General features: G+C 69.3%; 15 protein-coding genes. 3 read left to right on the top strand and 12 right to left on the bottom strand.

The genetic code is table 11. The features are described 5' to 3' along the window. The 3 genes from ACK5NO_RS05915 to tsaD all read right to left on the bottom strand — a co-directional run. Positions 1-262: helix-turn-helix domain-containing protein (locus ACK5NO_RS05915; RefSeq protein ID WP_416811737.1), on the bottom strand; the 262-nt coding region annotated here is incomplete at its 3' end. 17 nt (positions 263-279) lie between these two features. Beyond that, positions 280-1968 (bottom strand): glycoside hydrolase family 3 N-terminal domain-containing protein, encoded by a 1689-nt coding sequence (locus ACK5NO_RS05910; RefSeq protein WP_416811736.1) that lies wholly within the window; start codon positions 1966-1968, stop codon positions 280-282. A gap of 8 nt (positions 1969-1976) precedes the next feature. Further along, positions 1977-3017: a tRNA (adenosine(37)-N6)-threonylcarbamoyltransferase complex transferase subunit TsaD gene (gene tsaD, locus ACK5NO_RS05905; protein WP_416811735.1), complete on the bottom strand. Its 1041-nt coding sequence runs from the start codon at positions 3015-3017 to the stop codon at positions 1977-1979. Positions 3018-3090: 73 nt separating this feature from the next. Between tsaD and ACK5NO_RS05900 the strand changes: the two genes are divergently transcribed. Then, on the top strand, positions 3091-3696 hold the full coding sequence (locus ACK5NO_RS05900) for a malonic semialdehyde reductase (RefSeq protein ID WP_416811734.1): 606 nt from the start codon (positions 3091-3093) through the stop codon (positions 3694-3696). A gap of 8 nt (positions 3697-3704) precedes the next feature. Continuing rightward, on the top strand, positions 3705-4037 hold the full coding sequence (locus ACK5NO_RS05895) for a DUF3817 domain-containing protein (RefSeq protein ID WP_416811733.1): 333 nt from the start codon (positions 3705-3707) through the stop codon (positions 4035-4037). Here ACK5NO_RS05895 and rimI read toward each other — a convergent pair. From rimI to glmS, 6 genes are read right to left on the bottom strand one after another with little or no spacing between them, the layout of a single operon-like run. Continuing rightward, the gene (rimI, locus tag ACK5NO_RS05890) at positions 4015-4482 is read right to left on the bottom strand and encodes a ribosomal protein S18-alanine N-acetyltransferase (protein ID WP_416811732.1); all 468 of its coding nucleotides are present in this window, start codon (positions 4480-4482) and stop codon (positions 4015-4017) included. The two genes, ACK5NO_RS05895 and rimI, sit on opposite strands and share 23 nt — an antisense overlap. A gap of 7 nt (positions 4483-4489) precedes the next feature. Beyond that, positions 4490-5107, bottom strand: coding sequence for a tRNA (adenosine(37)-N6)-threonylcarbamoyltransferase complex dimerization subunit type 1 TsaB (gene tsaB, locus ACK5NO_RS05885; RefSeq protein WP_416811731.1), 618 nt, complete (start codon positions 5105-5107; stop codon positions 4490-4492). Between the two features lie 10 nt (positions 5108-5117). Further along, positions 5118-5612, bottom strand: a complete 495-nt coding sequence (gene tsaE, locus ACK5NO_RS05880) for a tRNA (adenosine(37)-N6)-threonylcarbamoyltransferase complex ATPase subunit type 1 TsaE (protein WP_416811730.1) — start codon at positions 5610-5612, stop codon at positions 5118-5120. Then, entirely contained in the window at positions 5609-6718 is a 1110-nt protein-coding gene (gene alr, locus ACK5NO_RS05875; protein ID WP_416811729.1) for an alanine racemase, read from the bottom strand. Before alr ends, tsaE begins: the two co-directional genes overlap by 4 nt. After that, positions 6715-7074, bottom strand: coding sequence for a holo-ACP synthase (locus ACK5NO_RS05870; RefSeq protein WP_416811728.1), 360 nt, complete (start codon positions 7072-7074; stop codon positions 6715-6717). The genes alr and ACK5NO_RS05870 overlap by 4 nt, the downstream gene beginning before the upstream one ends. Positions 7075-7076: 2 nt before the next feature. Beyond that, the gene (gene glmS / locus ACK5NO_RS05865; protein WP_416811727.1) at positions 7077-8942 is read right to left on the bottom strand and encodes a glutamine--fructose-6-phosphate transaminase (isomerizing); all 1866 of its coding nucleotides are present in this window, start codon (positions 8940-8942) and stop codon (positions 7077-7079) included. A 229-nt stretch (positions 8943-9171) separates the two neighbouring features. Between glmS and coaA the strand changes: the two genes are divergently transcribed. After that, positions 9172-10146, top strand: a complete 975-nt coding sequence (gene coaA / locus ACK5NO_RS05860) for a type I pantothenate kinase (RefSeq protein ID WP_416811726.1) — start codon at positions 9172-9174, stop codon at positions 10144-10146. Between the two features lie 60 nt (positions 10147-10206). On the opposite strand, the gene ACK5NO_RS05855 is transcribed toward coaA, so the two are convergent. From ACK5NO_RS05855 to rpsI, 3 genes are all read right to left on the bottom strand, one after another. Then, on the bottom strand, positions 10207-11109 hold the full coding sequence (locus tag ACK5NO_RS05855) for a VTT domain-containing protein (RefSeq protein WP_416811725.1): 903 nt from the start codon (positions 11107-11109) through the stop codon (positions 10207-10209). Between the two features lie 118 nt (positions 11110-11227). Next, entirely contained in the window at positions 11228-12595 is a 1368-nt protein-coding gene (gene glmM, locus ACK5NO_RS05850) for a phosphoglucosamine mutase (protein WP_416811724.1), read from the bottom strand. 10 nt (positions 12596-12605) lie between these two features. Continuing rightward, complete coding sequence (rpsI, locus tag ACK5NO_RS05845) at positions 12606-13085, bottom strand: 30S ribosomal protein S9 (protein WP_416811738.1); 480 nt, start codon at positions 13083-13085, stop codon at positions 12606-12608. Positions 13086-13087: the final 2 nt, after the last annotated feature.

Raw genomic sequence — 13087 nt, 5'->3', positions numbered from 1 at the left:
TCGACACCATTTGCTGACTGGTGCCCACCTCGCGAGCGATCGCAGTCTGCGACATTCCTGACTGAGCAAGCGCCCTGATCTGCGCGATCTGCTCAGAGGTAAGCGTCCCCGCGCGGCGGGATGGCCCGCCTCGGCGACCGGTCATGATCGAGTCGACGCTTGCCCGCGAGATCCCGACAGCGGCCGCCACGTCCACGCGCGGCTCCCCGGCCTCAACGCGTCGCCGTACCTCCGCCACCTGGGCCTCCGTGATGCGCGCCATGTCCCCAGCCTAGGCCGCTACGCTCCACCACAGACGGCGTATGGCAGGTCGACCGCCACTGGCCACGTGCCTCCTGGTGCCGCCGCCCCGGCGAGGACGTCGGCCAACCCCGCCAGCGCATCGTCCGTATCCCCATACAAGCCCACGTACGCGCTCGCGTCGTGTCCCTCGAGGGTCCACGGTCCGTCCAAGGCGACGAGCACATCGGCCTGTGGAGGCTCCGTCCCCGGCACCACGAGTGCGACGACCGTGCCAGCGTCGGCCTCCTCGGAACCCGGGGCGGGCGTCGGCGACGGCGCCGCGCCCGCCGTTGCGGAGGCGTCGACTCCGTGCACTGCGAGCGCCTCGACCACCGCACGGCGGTCAGCCGCAATGCCACCGGTCACGAGCACCGGCTCCGTCACCAACGGCGCCGCGCAATCCTGGGCCGCCACGGTCGCGCCTGCGACGGCGAGCTCCCGTCCGTAGTTGGTCCCGGTGTCCGCGTAAGGCCCGAGCCCCGCTTGCCACCGCTGCAGGGCGATGACGCGAGTTGCGGCCTCGTCCAGCCGCGAACGCTCCACCACACCGTTCGTCACGGCCGCCACCACGGCATCGCGCGCGGCGACGGGGTCAGCGGGCATGAGCAGAATGTCCGCACCCGCACGCAGCGCGGCCACGGCCGCATCCCCCGGACTGTAGTCGGCGGACACGGCAGCCATGTCCAGCGCATCGGTCACCATCAGGCCGTCAAAGCCCAGTTCATTGCGCACGTACTCATACGCAGCGGGCTCGATCGTCGCCGGCCGCGACCCCCACTCGTCAATCACCACGTGCGCCATCATCATCGCGGGCGCGCCCGCCTCGACGGCACGGCGGAAGGGCACCAGGTCGCGCTCCTCGAGCTGCGCACGTGACGCGTCCTGCTGCGGTAGCCCCACGTGCGAGTCGACAGTCAGCGATCCGTGGCCGGGGAAGTGCTTCACCACGGGCACCACTCCGCTGGCAACGTACCCTTCGAGTGCCGCCACCGCCGTCACCGATACGTTGTCGACCTCGTCGCCTGGAGAGCGCACCTGGATGATGGGATCCGCGGCGCCGATGGTCATGTCCGCCACGGGCGCGTAGTTCATGGTGAAGCCCAGCGCACGCATGTCGACACCTGCCTGCGTGTAGATGGACTTCACGGCGACCTTGTCCTGGGCGGCGCCTGCGGCCATCAAGCCGGGCAGGTCAGGCACCACTCCCCGCAGGCGAGCGGTGTTGCCCCCCTCTTGGTCGGTGCTGATGATCGCACCCCACGGAAAGGGCGATGCCTCCTGAATGGCTGCGGTCATCTCGCGCACGTCACTCGCGGATCCGATCGCTCCGCCCATCAGGATGATCCCGCCAAATTGCCCGCGCTTCATCAGCGCAATCGCCTCATTGGTGTTCGTGGTGGACCAGCGAGGGATGATGACGAGCCCGGCGGCCTGCTCGAGCGGCAACGCCTCCGCATCAGCGCGTGCCTGCGCCCACTCCTGCGCCGTGGGGCCCCACGGCTTGTCGGGCACCAGCTCGGGTGCCACGACCTCCCGTTGGCTGTCGTCGGCCGCGCCGCTCGCCGTCGGGGCCGTGTCAGGGGCCGATGCGGTGGTCGGGTAAGAGCTCACTTGCCACACGACGATGAGGGCCGTGATGGCTGCAATGGCTCCCAGAACCGCGACGCTGCGGCGGGCTGGCGACATGAAGGCTCCTAGGCGAGTACCTGGGTCAATGGCATCGACGAATCTACCCCGTAGGTCAGGGCGCTCGCTGGCAGTTCGCGTCGCGCGACCGCTGAACCCAGTGCCGCGATCATTGCGCCGTTGTCGGTGCAGTACCGGATCGGCGGAATGCGCACGTCGATGCCAGCGGCCTCGCCGCGCGCGACGGCCATCTCCCTGAGCTGGGAGTTCGCGGAGAACCCGCCACCGATGACGAGGGTGTCGACCCCGTGCTCTCGGCACGCGTTGAGGGTCTTCATCACGAGCACATCGGCCACTGCATCGGCGAACGAAGCGGCCACGTCGGCGAGGGGGATCTCTCGGCCCGCGTCGCGTTCGCGCTCGACCCAGCGAGCGACGGCCGTCTTGAGGCCGGAGAAGGAGAAGTCGTAGGCGTGATTGGCCTGGAACTTGGGGGCGGTGAGCGCGCGCGGGAACGGGATCGCGGTGGGGTCGCCCTCGCGAGCGAGTCGGTCGATGTGGGGCCCGCCCGGGTAGGGCAGCCCCAGCAGGCGGCCCACCTTGTCGAAGGCCTCGCCTGCGGCGTCGTCGAGCGTGTGACCCAACTCGCGCACGTCGGTCGCGACGTCGTCGATCAGCAGCAGGGAGGTGTGCCCGCCAGAGACCACGAGTGCCATGGTGCGGTCGGGGAACTCGCCGTGCACCAACTCGTCGACCGCGGCGTGGCCCACGACGTGGTTGACGCCGTACAGCGGGCGATCGATGGCCAGCGCGAGCGCCTTGGCGGCGGCATTTCCCACGGTCAGGGAGCCCACCAGTCCGGGGCCGGCCGCCACCGCGACGGCATCCACGTCGCTCAACGTGCGACCGGCGCGGGTGAGCGCCTCTTCGAGGGTGGGCAGGAAGGCCTCGAGGTGGGCGCGGGACGCGACCTCGGGCACGATCCCGCCAAAGCGAGCGTGCTCGTCCATGGACGATGCGGTCACGTCAACCAACAGTTCGGTGCCCTGGACCAGGGCGACGCCCGTCTCGTCACACGTACTTTCGATTCCCAGCACCAGCGGATTCACGCCCTGAGTCTAACCGCCCCCTCATGAGCCAAATGGATCCATTTGACTCGTCGGGAGGGAGACAATGGGTGGCATGACCCCGACCTTCACGCTTGATGCTGCTGCGCGCGCGGCACTGTTCACCGAGGCCCGCTCGAACACCCGCTTTGCCCCTCGGGAGGTGCCGGTCGACGTGATCCACGAGGTGTGGGACATGATCAAGTGGGGCCCCACCGGCAACAACACCGTGCCCATGCGCCTGGTGGTCGCCGCGAGCCCCGAGGCTCGCGCCGCGGTGATCGCCAACGCGATGGAAGGCAACCGCGCCAAGCTCGAGCAGGCTCCCTTGCTCGTGATCGCCGCCCGCGACGACCGCTTCCACGACACCTTCGATGTGACCGGCGGCGGCTCCGCGTCGACCTACGACCGCCTCGAGGCCGATCCCGAGCGCCGCGAGCGCATGGCCCACACGGGCACGCTTCTCCAGGCCGGGTACTTCATCATCGGCCTGCGGGCGGCGGGCCTATCGGTGCGCCCCTACGGCGGTTTCGACAAGGCGGGCATGGACCAGGCGCTGCTCGCCGACACGTCGTGGCACTCCGAGGTGCTGTTCGGCATCGGCTGGCCCACGGACGGCGACCACGGCGCGGGTGACCGCAAGGGTCGTCTTGCCGCCGACGCCGCCGTGTGCACCCTGTGAGCGCGCCCATGCCCGCCACGGTGCTGGGCCGCGCCTTTGTCACGATCGCGGTGGTCGAGGCCATCACGTGGACCGGCCTGCTGCTCGGCATGTTCGTCAAGTACGTGCTCGCTGTCAGCGAGGTGGGCGTGAGTGTCTTTGGACCCCTTCACGGAGTCGCGTTCCTGGTCTACGGGGCGCTGGCGCTCGCGTGCGCGATCCGCTACCGCTGGGGAGTGGGCCTCACGCTCATGGCACTCCTCGCGGCGGTGCCGCCGTTGACCACCATCCCGATGGAGCGGTGGCTGCGTGCGCGCGGACGGCTGGGTGCGCCCGCGCTCAGTCCAGCGCCCGCCGCATGACGAGCGCGTCAAGCCCCTCGGGCTGGTAGTACTTGCGCCGCACGCGCACGTCCTCGAACCCGTATGACCGGTACAGCGCGAGCGCCACGTCGTTGGTCGTGGCGACCTCGAGCCAGACGTCGGGCGCCTCAAGCCTGCGCGCCTCCGCCAGGAAGTCCTCCATGAGGGCGCGCGCGTGGCCCGCTCGACGTGCCTCGGGAGCCACCGCGAGGTTCATCAGATGGAAGGCGTCGCCCTCAAACCCGTACACGGCATAGGCCGCGAGCACGCCGTCGGCATCGATCCCGCGCCACCGCGACAGCCCCCACAACAGCTCGTCGCGGATCAGCCCGCGCGACCACGCCGAGGGCCCAAAGATCTCCCGCTCCAGCTCGCTCAGGCGCGGCAGGTCCGCTTCGGTGAGGTCTCGCAGGAGGGCCGATGCGCCTGCTGGCTGGCGCTCCATACTCGGCTCAGGCGCCAGGGACGCCGTGAACGTCCGGCCGGCGCAGGTACAGGGGCTCAAGCGGGAAGTCGGTGACTCCCTGCGCGAGCGCACCCTCGATCACGGCGGCGAGCGCCGCCGGGTCCGGGTCACCAGCGGTCGCACCGGGGAAGACCTCCGGGTACAGCAAGGCGCCGCGACCCACGACCTCACCGCGCACGGGCACGTCAGCCGGCGCGGAAACCGCGGGGCCCTCGACCCTGACGCCACCCTCGTAGCGAGCCCAGTAGACCTCCTTGCGACGCGCATCGGCCACCACCGTGATGTCGCCACCTGTGACGCCACCTGAGGCACCGAGCCCGTCGAGAGAACAGACGCCGCGCACCGGAACGCCCCACGCAAAGCCCAAGGTCCGCGCCGTGACCAAGCCCACGCGCAAGCCGGTGAAGGGAGCCGGGCCGGTGCCCACGACGATCGATGCGATGTCCTCGCGAGCCGCACCCGCATCGGCCATCACCGACTCGACAAAACCCGAGAGCAGCTCGGCGTGCCCGCGCGGCGCGAACTCGCTGCGCGAGGCGATTACCTCGCCGTCGCGAACCAGGCAGACGGCGACGGCAGAGGACGTGTCGATGGCGAGAATCACGCGCACCAGCCTAAAGCGACGCGAGCGTGACGGCGTTCCAGCGCTCGCCGTGCGAGGTGATCCGCACGGAGCGCACGCCGCCGGAGGGGTCATCCATGTCGATCTCGCCGCCGCGCTCACGCAGGATGGTCAGGTGCAGGCGGTCCTCCGACAGCGACTGGGCGTCATCGCCCCACTCGACCACGGTCACGGCGTCCTCGAGCGAGGTGTCGAGGTCGAGGTCATCGAGCTCCGCGAGGGAGGACAACCGGTACGCGTCGACGTGGACCAGGTCCGGGCCGTCGCCCAGCGACGGATGCGTGCGCGCGATGATGAACGTCGGACTCGCGACCTCGCCGCGAATGCCGAGCGCCGAGCCCAGGCCCTGGGTGAAGGTCGTCTTGCCCGCTCCCAGATCACCGGTGAGGATCACGAGGTCCCCGGGCCGCAGCGCGGGTGCGATGACCTCCGCTCCCAGCCTTCGCATCGTCGCTGCGTCGGGAACCTCCACCGTGACGTCGATCATGCCTTTTCCTTGGTGCGTAGCCCGCCAAACCGGCAGACCACCTCGTAGTTGATGGTGTCGGCCGCGAGCGCCCAGTCGCTCGCGCTGGGGCCTTCCGGCCCGATCAGCGTGGCGACGTCGCCCGCCCTGACCTCGGTGGCGTCTCCCAGGTCCACCACGAACTGGTCCATGCAGACTCGCCCGGCGATCCGGTAGCGCTGGCCACGGATCGAGACCTCGGCGCGCCCCCCGGCGGAGCGGAACACTCCGTCGGCGTAACCCGCGCTGATGAGTCCCAAGGTGGTGGCGCGCTCGGTCACGTACTCGTGTCCGTAGCTCACGCCCTGGCCTGCCGGGACCTGCTTGACCAGGATCACTTCGCTGCGCACTGCCATCGCCGGACGCAGGCCAAAGTCCTCGCCGTCAGGGTCCGCGACGGGCGGCATGCCGTAGACGGCGATGCCGGGGCGCACCAGGTCAAAGTGCAGGTCGGCACGGGTCAGGGTGCACGCCGAGTTGGCCAGGTGGCGCACCTCGAGCGCGATGCCACGTGCCTCGGTGGCCGCGAGCGCATCGCGGAACACCTGGGCTTGCGCGTCGATGGTCGGGTGCCCGGGGGCGTCGGCCCATGCCAGATGCGACCACAGACCGACGATGCGCACCTCGCCTTCGCTGTGCGCCGTCACCGCGACGTCCAGGAACGCGGGCAGGTCAGCAAGCGTCACACCCTCGCGTCCCAGCCCGGTGTCGATGCACAGGTGCACGCGTGCGACGGTGCGCAGGTCCCTCGCCGTGGCGGCGATGCGCTCGAGTACCTGGGGCGAGGAGACCGACAGGTCCACGTCCGCCATGAGCAGGTCGCGCACGGGGAAGTCCGGGCCGTAGAGCCAGGTGAAGATTCGTCCGGTGTCACCGGCCGCGCGCAGCGCGACGGCCTCTCCCGGCTGGGCCACGCCCAGCCAGGCGGCACCCCCCTCACGTGCCGCGGCGGCCGCAGGGACGAGCCCGTGCCCGTACGCATCGGCCTTGACCACCGCCATCACCTCGGCGTCGCCGGTGCGCGAACGCAACAGCGCCACGTTGTGGGTGATGGCGTCGTAGTCGACGGAAATCTGCAGTGCGCTCATGAGTCGGACTCCGCCACGACAACCGCCGAGGCGATTCCCGCATCGTGCGACAGCGACAGGTGGAAGCGGTCGATGCCGAGCTCGGCGGCTCTGGCCGCGACCGTGCCTCGCACCGTCAGCAGCGGACGCCCGCCTTCCTCGCGGCCAATCTCCGCATCGTGCCAATGCAAGCCCGCCGGGGCGCCAAGCGCCTTCGCGAGCGCCTCCTTGGCGGCCCATCGCGCCGCAAGGCTGTGGGGGCCGAGCTCTCGCTCAAGCGGCGTGAAGACGCGCTCAAGAAAGGTCTCGGAGCGCTCGACGGACTCCTCGAAGCGCGCGATGGCGACCACGTCGATGCCCACTCCCACCACGGCCACGGCTATTCGACCGTCACCGACTTGGCGAGATTGCGCGGCTGGTCGACGTCGTAACCCTTGGCCGCAGCCAACTCGAGCGCAAAGATCTGCAACGGGATCACCGTCACCAGCGGGGTCATCAGCACGGGCGCGCTGGGGACGTAGAAGATCTGATCGGCGTGCTCGGCGGCGACCGTGTCGCCTTCCTCAGCAATCACGAGCGTGCGGGCGCCGCGAGCGCGGACCTCCTGCACGTTCGAGAGCACCTTGGCGTGCAGCGACTCACGTCCGCGCGGGCTGGGCACGATCACGAACACGGGCTGGTCCTGCTCGACCAACGCGATCGGACCGTGCTTGAGCTCGCCAGCCGCAAAGCCCTCGGCGTGGATGTACGCGAGTTCCTTGAGTTTGAGCGCGCCCTCGAGCGCAATGGGGAAGCCCACGTGACGGCCGAGGAACAGCACCGTGCGCTCGTTCGCCATCGACGCCGCGACCTCGCGAAGGGGAGCCGCCGTGTCGAGCACCCGCTGGATCTTCGCGGGCATCTGGTCCAGTTCCTGGAGCAGCGCGTCGATCTCGTCGGGGAACTTGTTGCCCCTCAGCTCAGCAAGGTAGATGCCCAGCAGGTAACCGGCGGTGATCTGCGAAACGAAGGCCTTGGTGGAGGCCACCGCGATCTCGGGGCCGGCGCGGGTGTAGAGCACCGCATCGGCCTCACGCGCGATGGTCGAGCCTTGCGCGTTGACGATGCTGATGACCGTCGCGCCCTGCGCCTGGGCGTGGCGCACCGCCATGATCGTGTCCATGGTCTCGCCCGACTGGCTGATCGCGACCACGAGCGTCTTGACCGACACGATGGGGTCGCGGTAGCGGAACTCGTGCGCGAGCTCGACCTCGTCGGGGATCCGGGTCCAGTGCTCGATCGCGTAGCGCGCCGCCAGGCCCGCGTAGGACGCCGTGCCGCACGCGATCACGATGATCTTGTCGATGGACTTGAGCACGTATTCGTCGACCACGCCCTCGTCGAGCTTGAGCCGGCCCTGGCTGTCGAGACGTCCGCGCAGCGTGTCCGCGACTGCGGCGGGCTGGTCGTGGATCTCCTTGTCCATGAAGGTCGCGAAGCCGCCCTTCTCGGCAGCGGCAGCGTCCCAGTCGATGTGATACGGCTCGCGCTCGACCACCGTGCCCTTGGCGTCGGTGACGACGACGGAGTCGGGGGTGATCTCCACGACCTCGTCCTGGCCCAGCTCGAGTGCCGTGCGGGTGTGCTCGATGAAGGCCACCACGTCAGAGCCCAGGTAGTTCTCCCCCTCGCCCAGTCCCACCACGAGCGGCGAGTTGCGGCGTGCCCCCACGACAGTGCGCGGTGCGTGCGCGTCGACAGCGAGCAAAGTGAAGGCACCCTCGAGCCTGCCAGCGATGGCGCGCATCGCATCGGCCAGGCCCAGACCCTGCGCAACGTACGAGGCGAGCAGGTGCCCGGCGACCTCGGTGTCCGTGTCGGACAGGAAGTCGATGCCCTGCGCGGCGAGCTCCTGGCGAAGTTCGCCATGGTTTTCGATGATGCCGTTGTGGATGATCGCCAGGCGTCCGCCGAGCGCCAGGTGAGGGTGCGCGTTCACATCGGTGGGCGCGCCGTGCGTGGCCCAACGCGTGTGGCCGATGGCCGCAGTTCCTGCGGGCAGCGGGGTCTCCGCAAGCGACTTGGCGAGCCGCTCAAGCTTGCCGGCCTTCTTCGAGATCGCCACCTTGTCAGGGTTGGCGCCTACGAGCGCGATTCCTGCGGAGTCGTAGCCCCGGTACTCGAGGCGGGCGAGGCCCCCCATGATGACGCCCTCGGGGCGCGAACCGGCCTCACCTGAGCCCACGTATCCGACGATTCCACACATGGTCGGAAGTCTACGTGCCCGCCCCCACCCCTCCCTCCCCATCAAATGGATCCATGTGGCGGAGAGGGAGGCTCCCACCCCACCGTCAAATGGATCCACTTTCATCATCTGCGGCGGCCGTGCACGCATCGGCCCTCCCCAAAAAAGCCAAATGGATCCATTTGACGGAGGGTGGCACTCACCACGGCGAGCAAATGGATCCATTTGACGGGAACGGGAGGGGCGGCGCATGCGGTTAAATAAACGGGTGAACGAGGTCTCCCCCGAGGACATCGACAGTCCGTTCGTGACGCTCACCAGGTCGGAGTGGTCCGCCCTCGCGAAGGCCACCCCACGTCCCCTGACAGAAGAGGACATCGCGCGCGTGCGCGGCCTGGGCGATCCCATCGGACTGGACGAGGTCGATCAGATTTATCGCCCGCTGTCGCGGCTGCTCGACCTGTACTCCGAGGCGGTCGGTTCCCTCCATCGCGCCACGAGCGAGTTCCTGGGCGAACGCGCTTCCCGCACGCCCTACGTGATCGGCATCGCCGGTTCCGTCGCCGTCGGCAAGTCCACCACCGCACGAGTCCTGCGCGAACTCATGGCGCGCTGGCCCCACTCCCCCCGCGTCGCGCTCGTCACGACCGACGGCTTCTTGCACCCCAACGCCGTGCTTGAGGCCCGCGGGCTGCTCACGCGCAAGGGATTCCCCGAGTCCTATGACCGCCGGGCGCTGCGCCAGTTCATCGCCGACGTCAAGTCCGGCAAGCCCGAGGTGAGCGCCCCGGTCTACTCGCACATCACGTACGACATCGTGCCGGGCGAGACGGTCAGCGTCCGCCAGCCTGACGTCCTCATCGTCGAGGGCCTCAACGTGCTGCAGCCCGCCTCGCCCCGCGACCTCGACGAGACCGCCCTGGCCGTCTCCGACTACTTCGACGCGTCCATCTACGTGGATGCCCAGCCGCACGACGTGCGCCGCTGGTACATCGAGCGCTTCCTGGCCCTACGGGCCACCGCCTTCTCGCGGCCCGACTCGTACTTTCGCAACTACGCCGACCTGACGGATGCACAGGCCACCGAGCGCGCCGGCGAGATCTGGGACGCGATCAACGCCCCCAACCTCGCACGCAACATCGCACCCACGCGCTCCCGCGCGACGATCATCCTCAACAAGGGCGCCGACCACCGGGTCGAGACCGTCCAGATGCGCAAGCTGTAGAGGGCCGATGCGCGGGCACCGTGCCCGCTCACGTCGCCTCTCGCTCGGCCCGGCAGGGCGTTACGACTTGTGGGGCTGTTCCGAGGAATCGGACGTGGCCTCGTCCTCGTCGTCGCCCTCCCCGTGCTCGGATTCTGTGCCGTCGTCTGCGTCACCGTGACGCCTGATCGGGATCGCACCCGTGATGGCCGCACGACGCTCCGCGCGACGCTCGACCCTGACTTCCTTGCGCTCGGCGCGTTCAAGTGCGAGCTGCGCCTGGCGCTCGCGCTCCTCGGGGGTCAGGGACTCCTCGATGTCCGCGGCGAGGTCAGGCAGCTCAGGCTGGCCGAAGCCCAGCAGGCCCAGCAACTTGTCGACGAAGAAGCCCAGCACCACGCCTGCCGCGACCCCGACAGCGATCGACAGCAGCAGGTTGTCCTCGGGGAACAGGGCGCCCGCGATCGTGCCGAGCGCGACGCTCCAGGCGGCCCAAATCGTCACCGCGACCGCGTCAACGCCCATGAAGCGCCGGTGCGGATACCTGAGCGCCCCCGCGGTGAGGTTCACGACGGTGCGCCCCATGGGGATAAACCGCGCGGCGATGATGAAGGTGGTGCCGCGCTTTTCGAGCTGCGTCTCTGCCCAGTCAAGGCTCTGCAGCCAGCGCCCGCGCTTGAAAATGCGCCAGTTGCGCACGTCGAACTTGGACCCGATCAGGTACGCAATCTGGTCACCACACCAGGCTCCGATCGCGCCCGCCAGGAACACCAGCAGCAGGATGGGGCTGCCGGTCTGGTGCGCGGCCGTGGCCAGGGCGATGATGACGGACTCGCTCGGCACCACGGGAAAGAACCCGTCGATGGCTGAAAGTCCAAGCACACCTGGGTAGATCCACAGCGACTCGCTCAACGCCAGCACCCACTCCTCTGCGGTCGAGGAGAAGTGCAGGATCCAGTCCGTGAATGAGCGGTCAGTGGTCACCGGGATAGTGTGACAGGTCTGCCAGCCCCAGCGCGATGGGGTATGCCGCTGACGGGCGGGTCATTCGCACGGCCGATGCGCGGGCCGGGTAAGCCCTGATTCCGCCCTGGGCAGCGGGCTAGGCGGGTAGTGCGAGGCGCTCGTGCACCACGTTGGCCAGGTGGTCCGCGTGTTCGCGTGCCGTCTGGGCGGTCTCGGCCTCCACCATGATGCGCACGAGCGGCTCAGTGCCAGACGGGCGCAGCAGTACCCGTCCCGAGTTGCCGAGCACGCGCCGGGCGCTGTTGACGGCCGCTTGGACTCCTGCGTCGGTGTGCACGCGAGTGCGGTCGACGCCGGAGACGTTGATGAGGACCTGTGGCAATTGCTCGATCCCTGCGCACAGGTCGCGCAGCGTGGACCCGTGGCGCAGGCAGGCGGCAATCATGAGCGAGGTCAGCACACCGTCACCCGTGGTGGCGTAGTCGGCGACGATCACGTGGCCCGACTGCTCTCCACCCAGGGAGTAGCCGCCTTCCCGCATGGCCTCGAGCACGTAGCGGTCACCCACGGCGGCCTCGATGACGGTGACGCCTGCGGCGGTCATGGCTCGGTGCAGGCCGAGGTTGCTCATCACCGTCGCCACGAGGGTGTCGTGGTACAGCGCGTCCGCGTCTTTGAGTGCGAGGGCCAGCAGACCCATGATGGCGTCGCCATTGACCTCTGCGCCGGTGTGATCGACCGCAAGGCAGCGGTCGGCATCGCCGTCATAGGCCACACCCAGGTCGGCCCCGTGCTCGACCACGGCGGCTTGGAGTCCGCCAAGGTGAGTCGAGCCCACGCCCTCGTTGATGTTGAGTCCGTCGGGGGCAACGTTGATGGCATGCACGGTGGCTCCGGCGGCGCGCAAGGCCGCCGGTCCCACGAGGCTCGCGGCACCGTGAGCGCCGTCGGCGACAATGCTCAGTCCTTCGAGGGGCCGCTCGTCGCCCGCGAACGAGCGCACGGCCGAGACCACGTGATCCACGTAGTCCGCGATCAGCGACGACGAGTCCGTGATGGAACCGACGGCCGCACCGACGGGTCGCTCCCAGGGCTCACCTAGGCGCTCTTCGATGGCGATCTCGACCGAGTCGTCGAGCTTGTGGCCACCGCGCGCGAAGAACTTGATGCCGTTGTCGGGCATGGGGTTGTGGGACGCGGAGATCACGACGCCCAGGTCCGCGTCGGTGGCGGCGGTGAGGTAGGCGACGCCGGGCGTCGGTACGACCCCGAGGTCGAGGACGTCGATCCCGGCCGAGGCCAGGCCCGCGCTCACGGCGGCGGACAGGAACTGGCCGGACACACGGGTGTCCCGGCCGATGACGGCCTTGGGACGGTGGCCGGAGAACTCGCCGCGCTCGGCGAGGATATGGGCCGCAGCGACGGAGAGGTCCACGGCCAGCTCTGCCGTGATATCACGGTTAGCCAGGCCGCGGACCCCGTCCGTGCCAAACAATCGCGCCATGCGCGAGTAGTTATCGCTTCGAGTACTGCGGAGCGCGGCGGGCCTTCTTGAGACCAGCCTTCTTGCGCTCGACCACGCGCGCGTCACGGGTCAGGAAGCCCGCCTTCTTGAGCGTGGGGCGGTTGGTCTCGGCGTCGATCTCGTTGAGGGCGCGCGAGACACCCAGGCGCAGCGCGCCGGCCTGACCCGAGGGGCCACCGCCGGTGATGCGGGCGTGCACGTCGAACTTGCCCTCGATGTCGAGCAGCGCGAACGGCGAGTTCACCAGCTGCTGGTGCACCTTGTTGGGGAAGTAGTCCTCAAGGGTGCGGCCGTTGATCTTCCACTCACCGGTGCCGGGCACCAGGCGAACGCGGGCGATGGCCTCCTTGCGGCGGCCGAGGCCGGCGCCGGGAGCGATGGCCGAGGTGCCCTTGCCGCGCTCGGGCGCGGACTCAGAGGTGTACTCGGTGGGGGTGTCGTTTTCGACGGTCTCAGTCACGTCAATCAGTC

It is taken from the genome of Demequina sp., assembly GCF_047975725.1.
In the GTDB taxonomy this organism is placed as follows: Bacteria; Actinomycetota; Actinomycetes; order Actinomycetales; family Demequinaceae; genus Demequina.
This window is presented reverse-complemented; position numbering and strand designations above follow the sequence as displayed.

Bases quoted from the DNA above. Each gene is read 5' to 3' on its own strand.
- rimI (WP_416811732.1), bottom strand. From the start codon at position 4,482: ATGGAGCGCCAGCCAGCAGGCGCATCGGCCCTCCTGCGAGACCTCACC.
- ACK5NO_RS05895 (WP_416811733.1), top strand. From the start codon at position 3,705: ATGCCCGCCACGGTGCTGGGCCGCGCCTTTGTCACGATCGCGGTGGTC.
- coaA (WP_416811726.1), top strand. From the start codon at position 9,172: ATGCGGTTAAATAAACGGGTGAACGAGGTCTCCCCCGAGGACATCGAC.
- alr (WP_416811729.1), bottom strand. From the start codon at position 6,718: ATGAGCGCACTGCAGATTTCCGTCGACTACGACGCCATCACCCACAAC.
- ACK5NO_RS05900 (WP_416811734.1), top strand. From the start codon at position 3,091: ATGACCCCGACCTTCACGCTTGATGCTGCTGCGCGCGCGGCACTGTTC.
- glmS (WP_416811727.1), bottom strand. From the start codon at position 8,942: ATGTGTGGAATCGTCGGATACGTGGGCTCAGGTGAGGCCGGTTCGCGC.
- ACK5NO_RS05910 (WP_416811736.1), bottom strand. From the start codon at position 1,968: ATGTCGCCAGCCCGCCGCAGCGTCGCGGTTCTGGGAGCCATTGCAGCC.
- glmM (WP_416811724.1), bottom strand. From the start codon at position 12,595: ATGGCGCGATTGTTTGGCACGGACGGGGTCCGCGGCCTGGCTAACCGT.
- tsaE (WP_416811730.1), bottom strand. From the start codon at position 5,612: ATGATCGACGTCACGGTGGAGGTTCCCGACGCAGCGACGATGCGAAGG.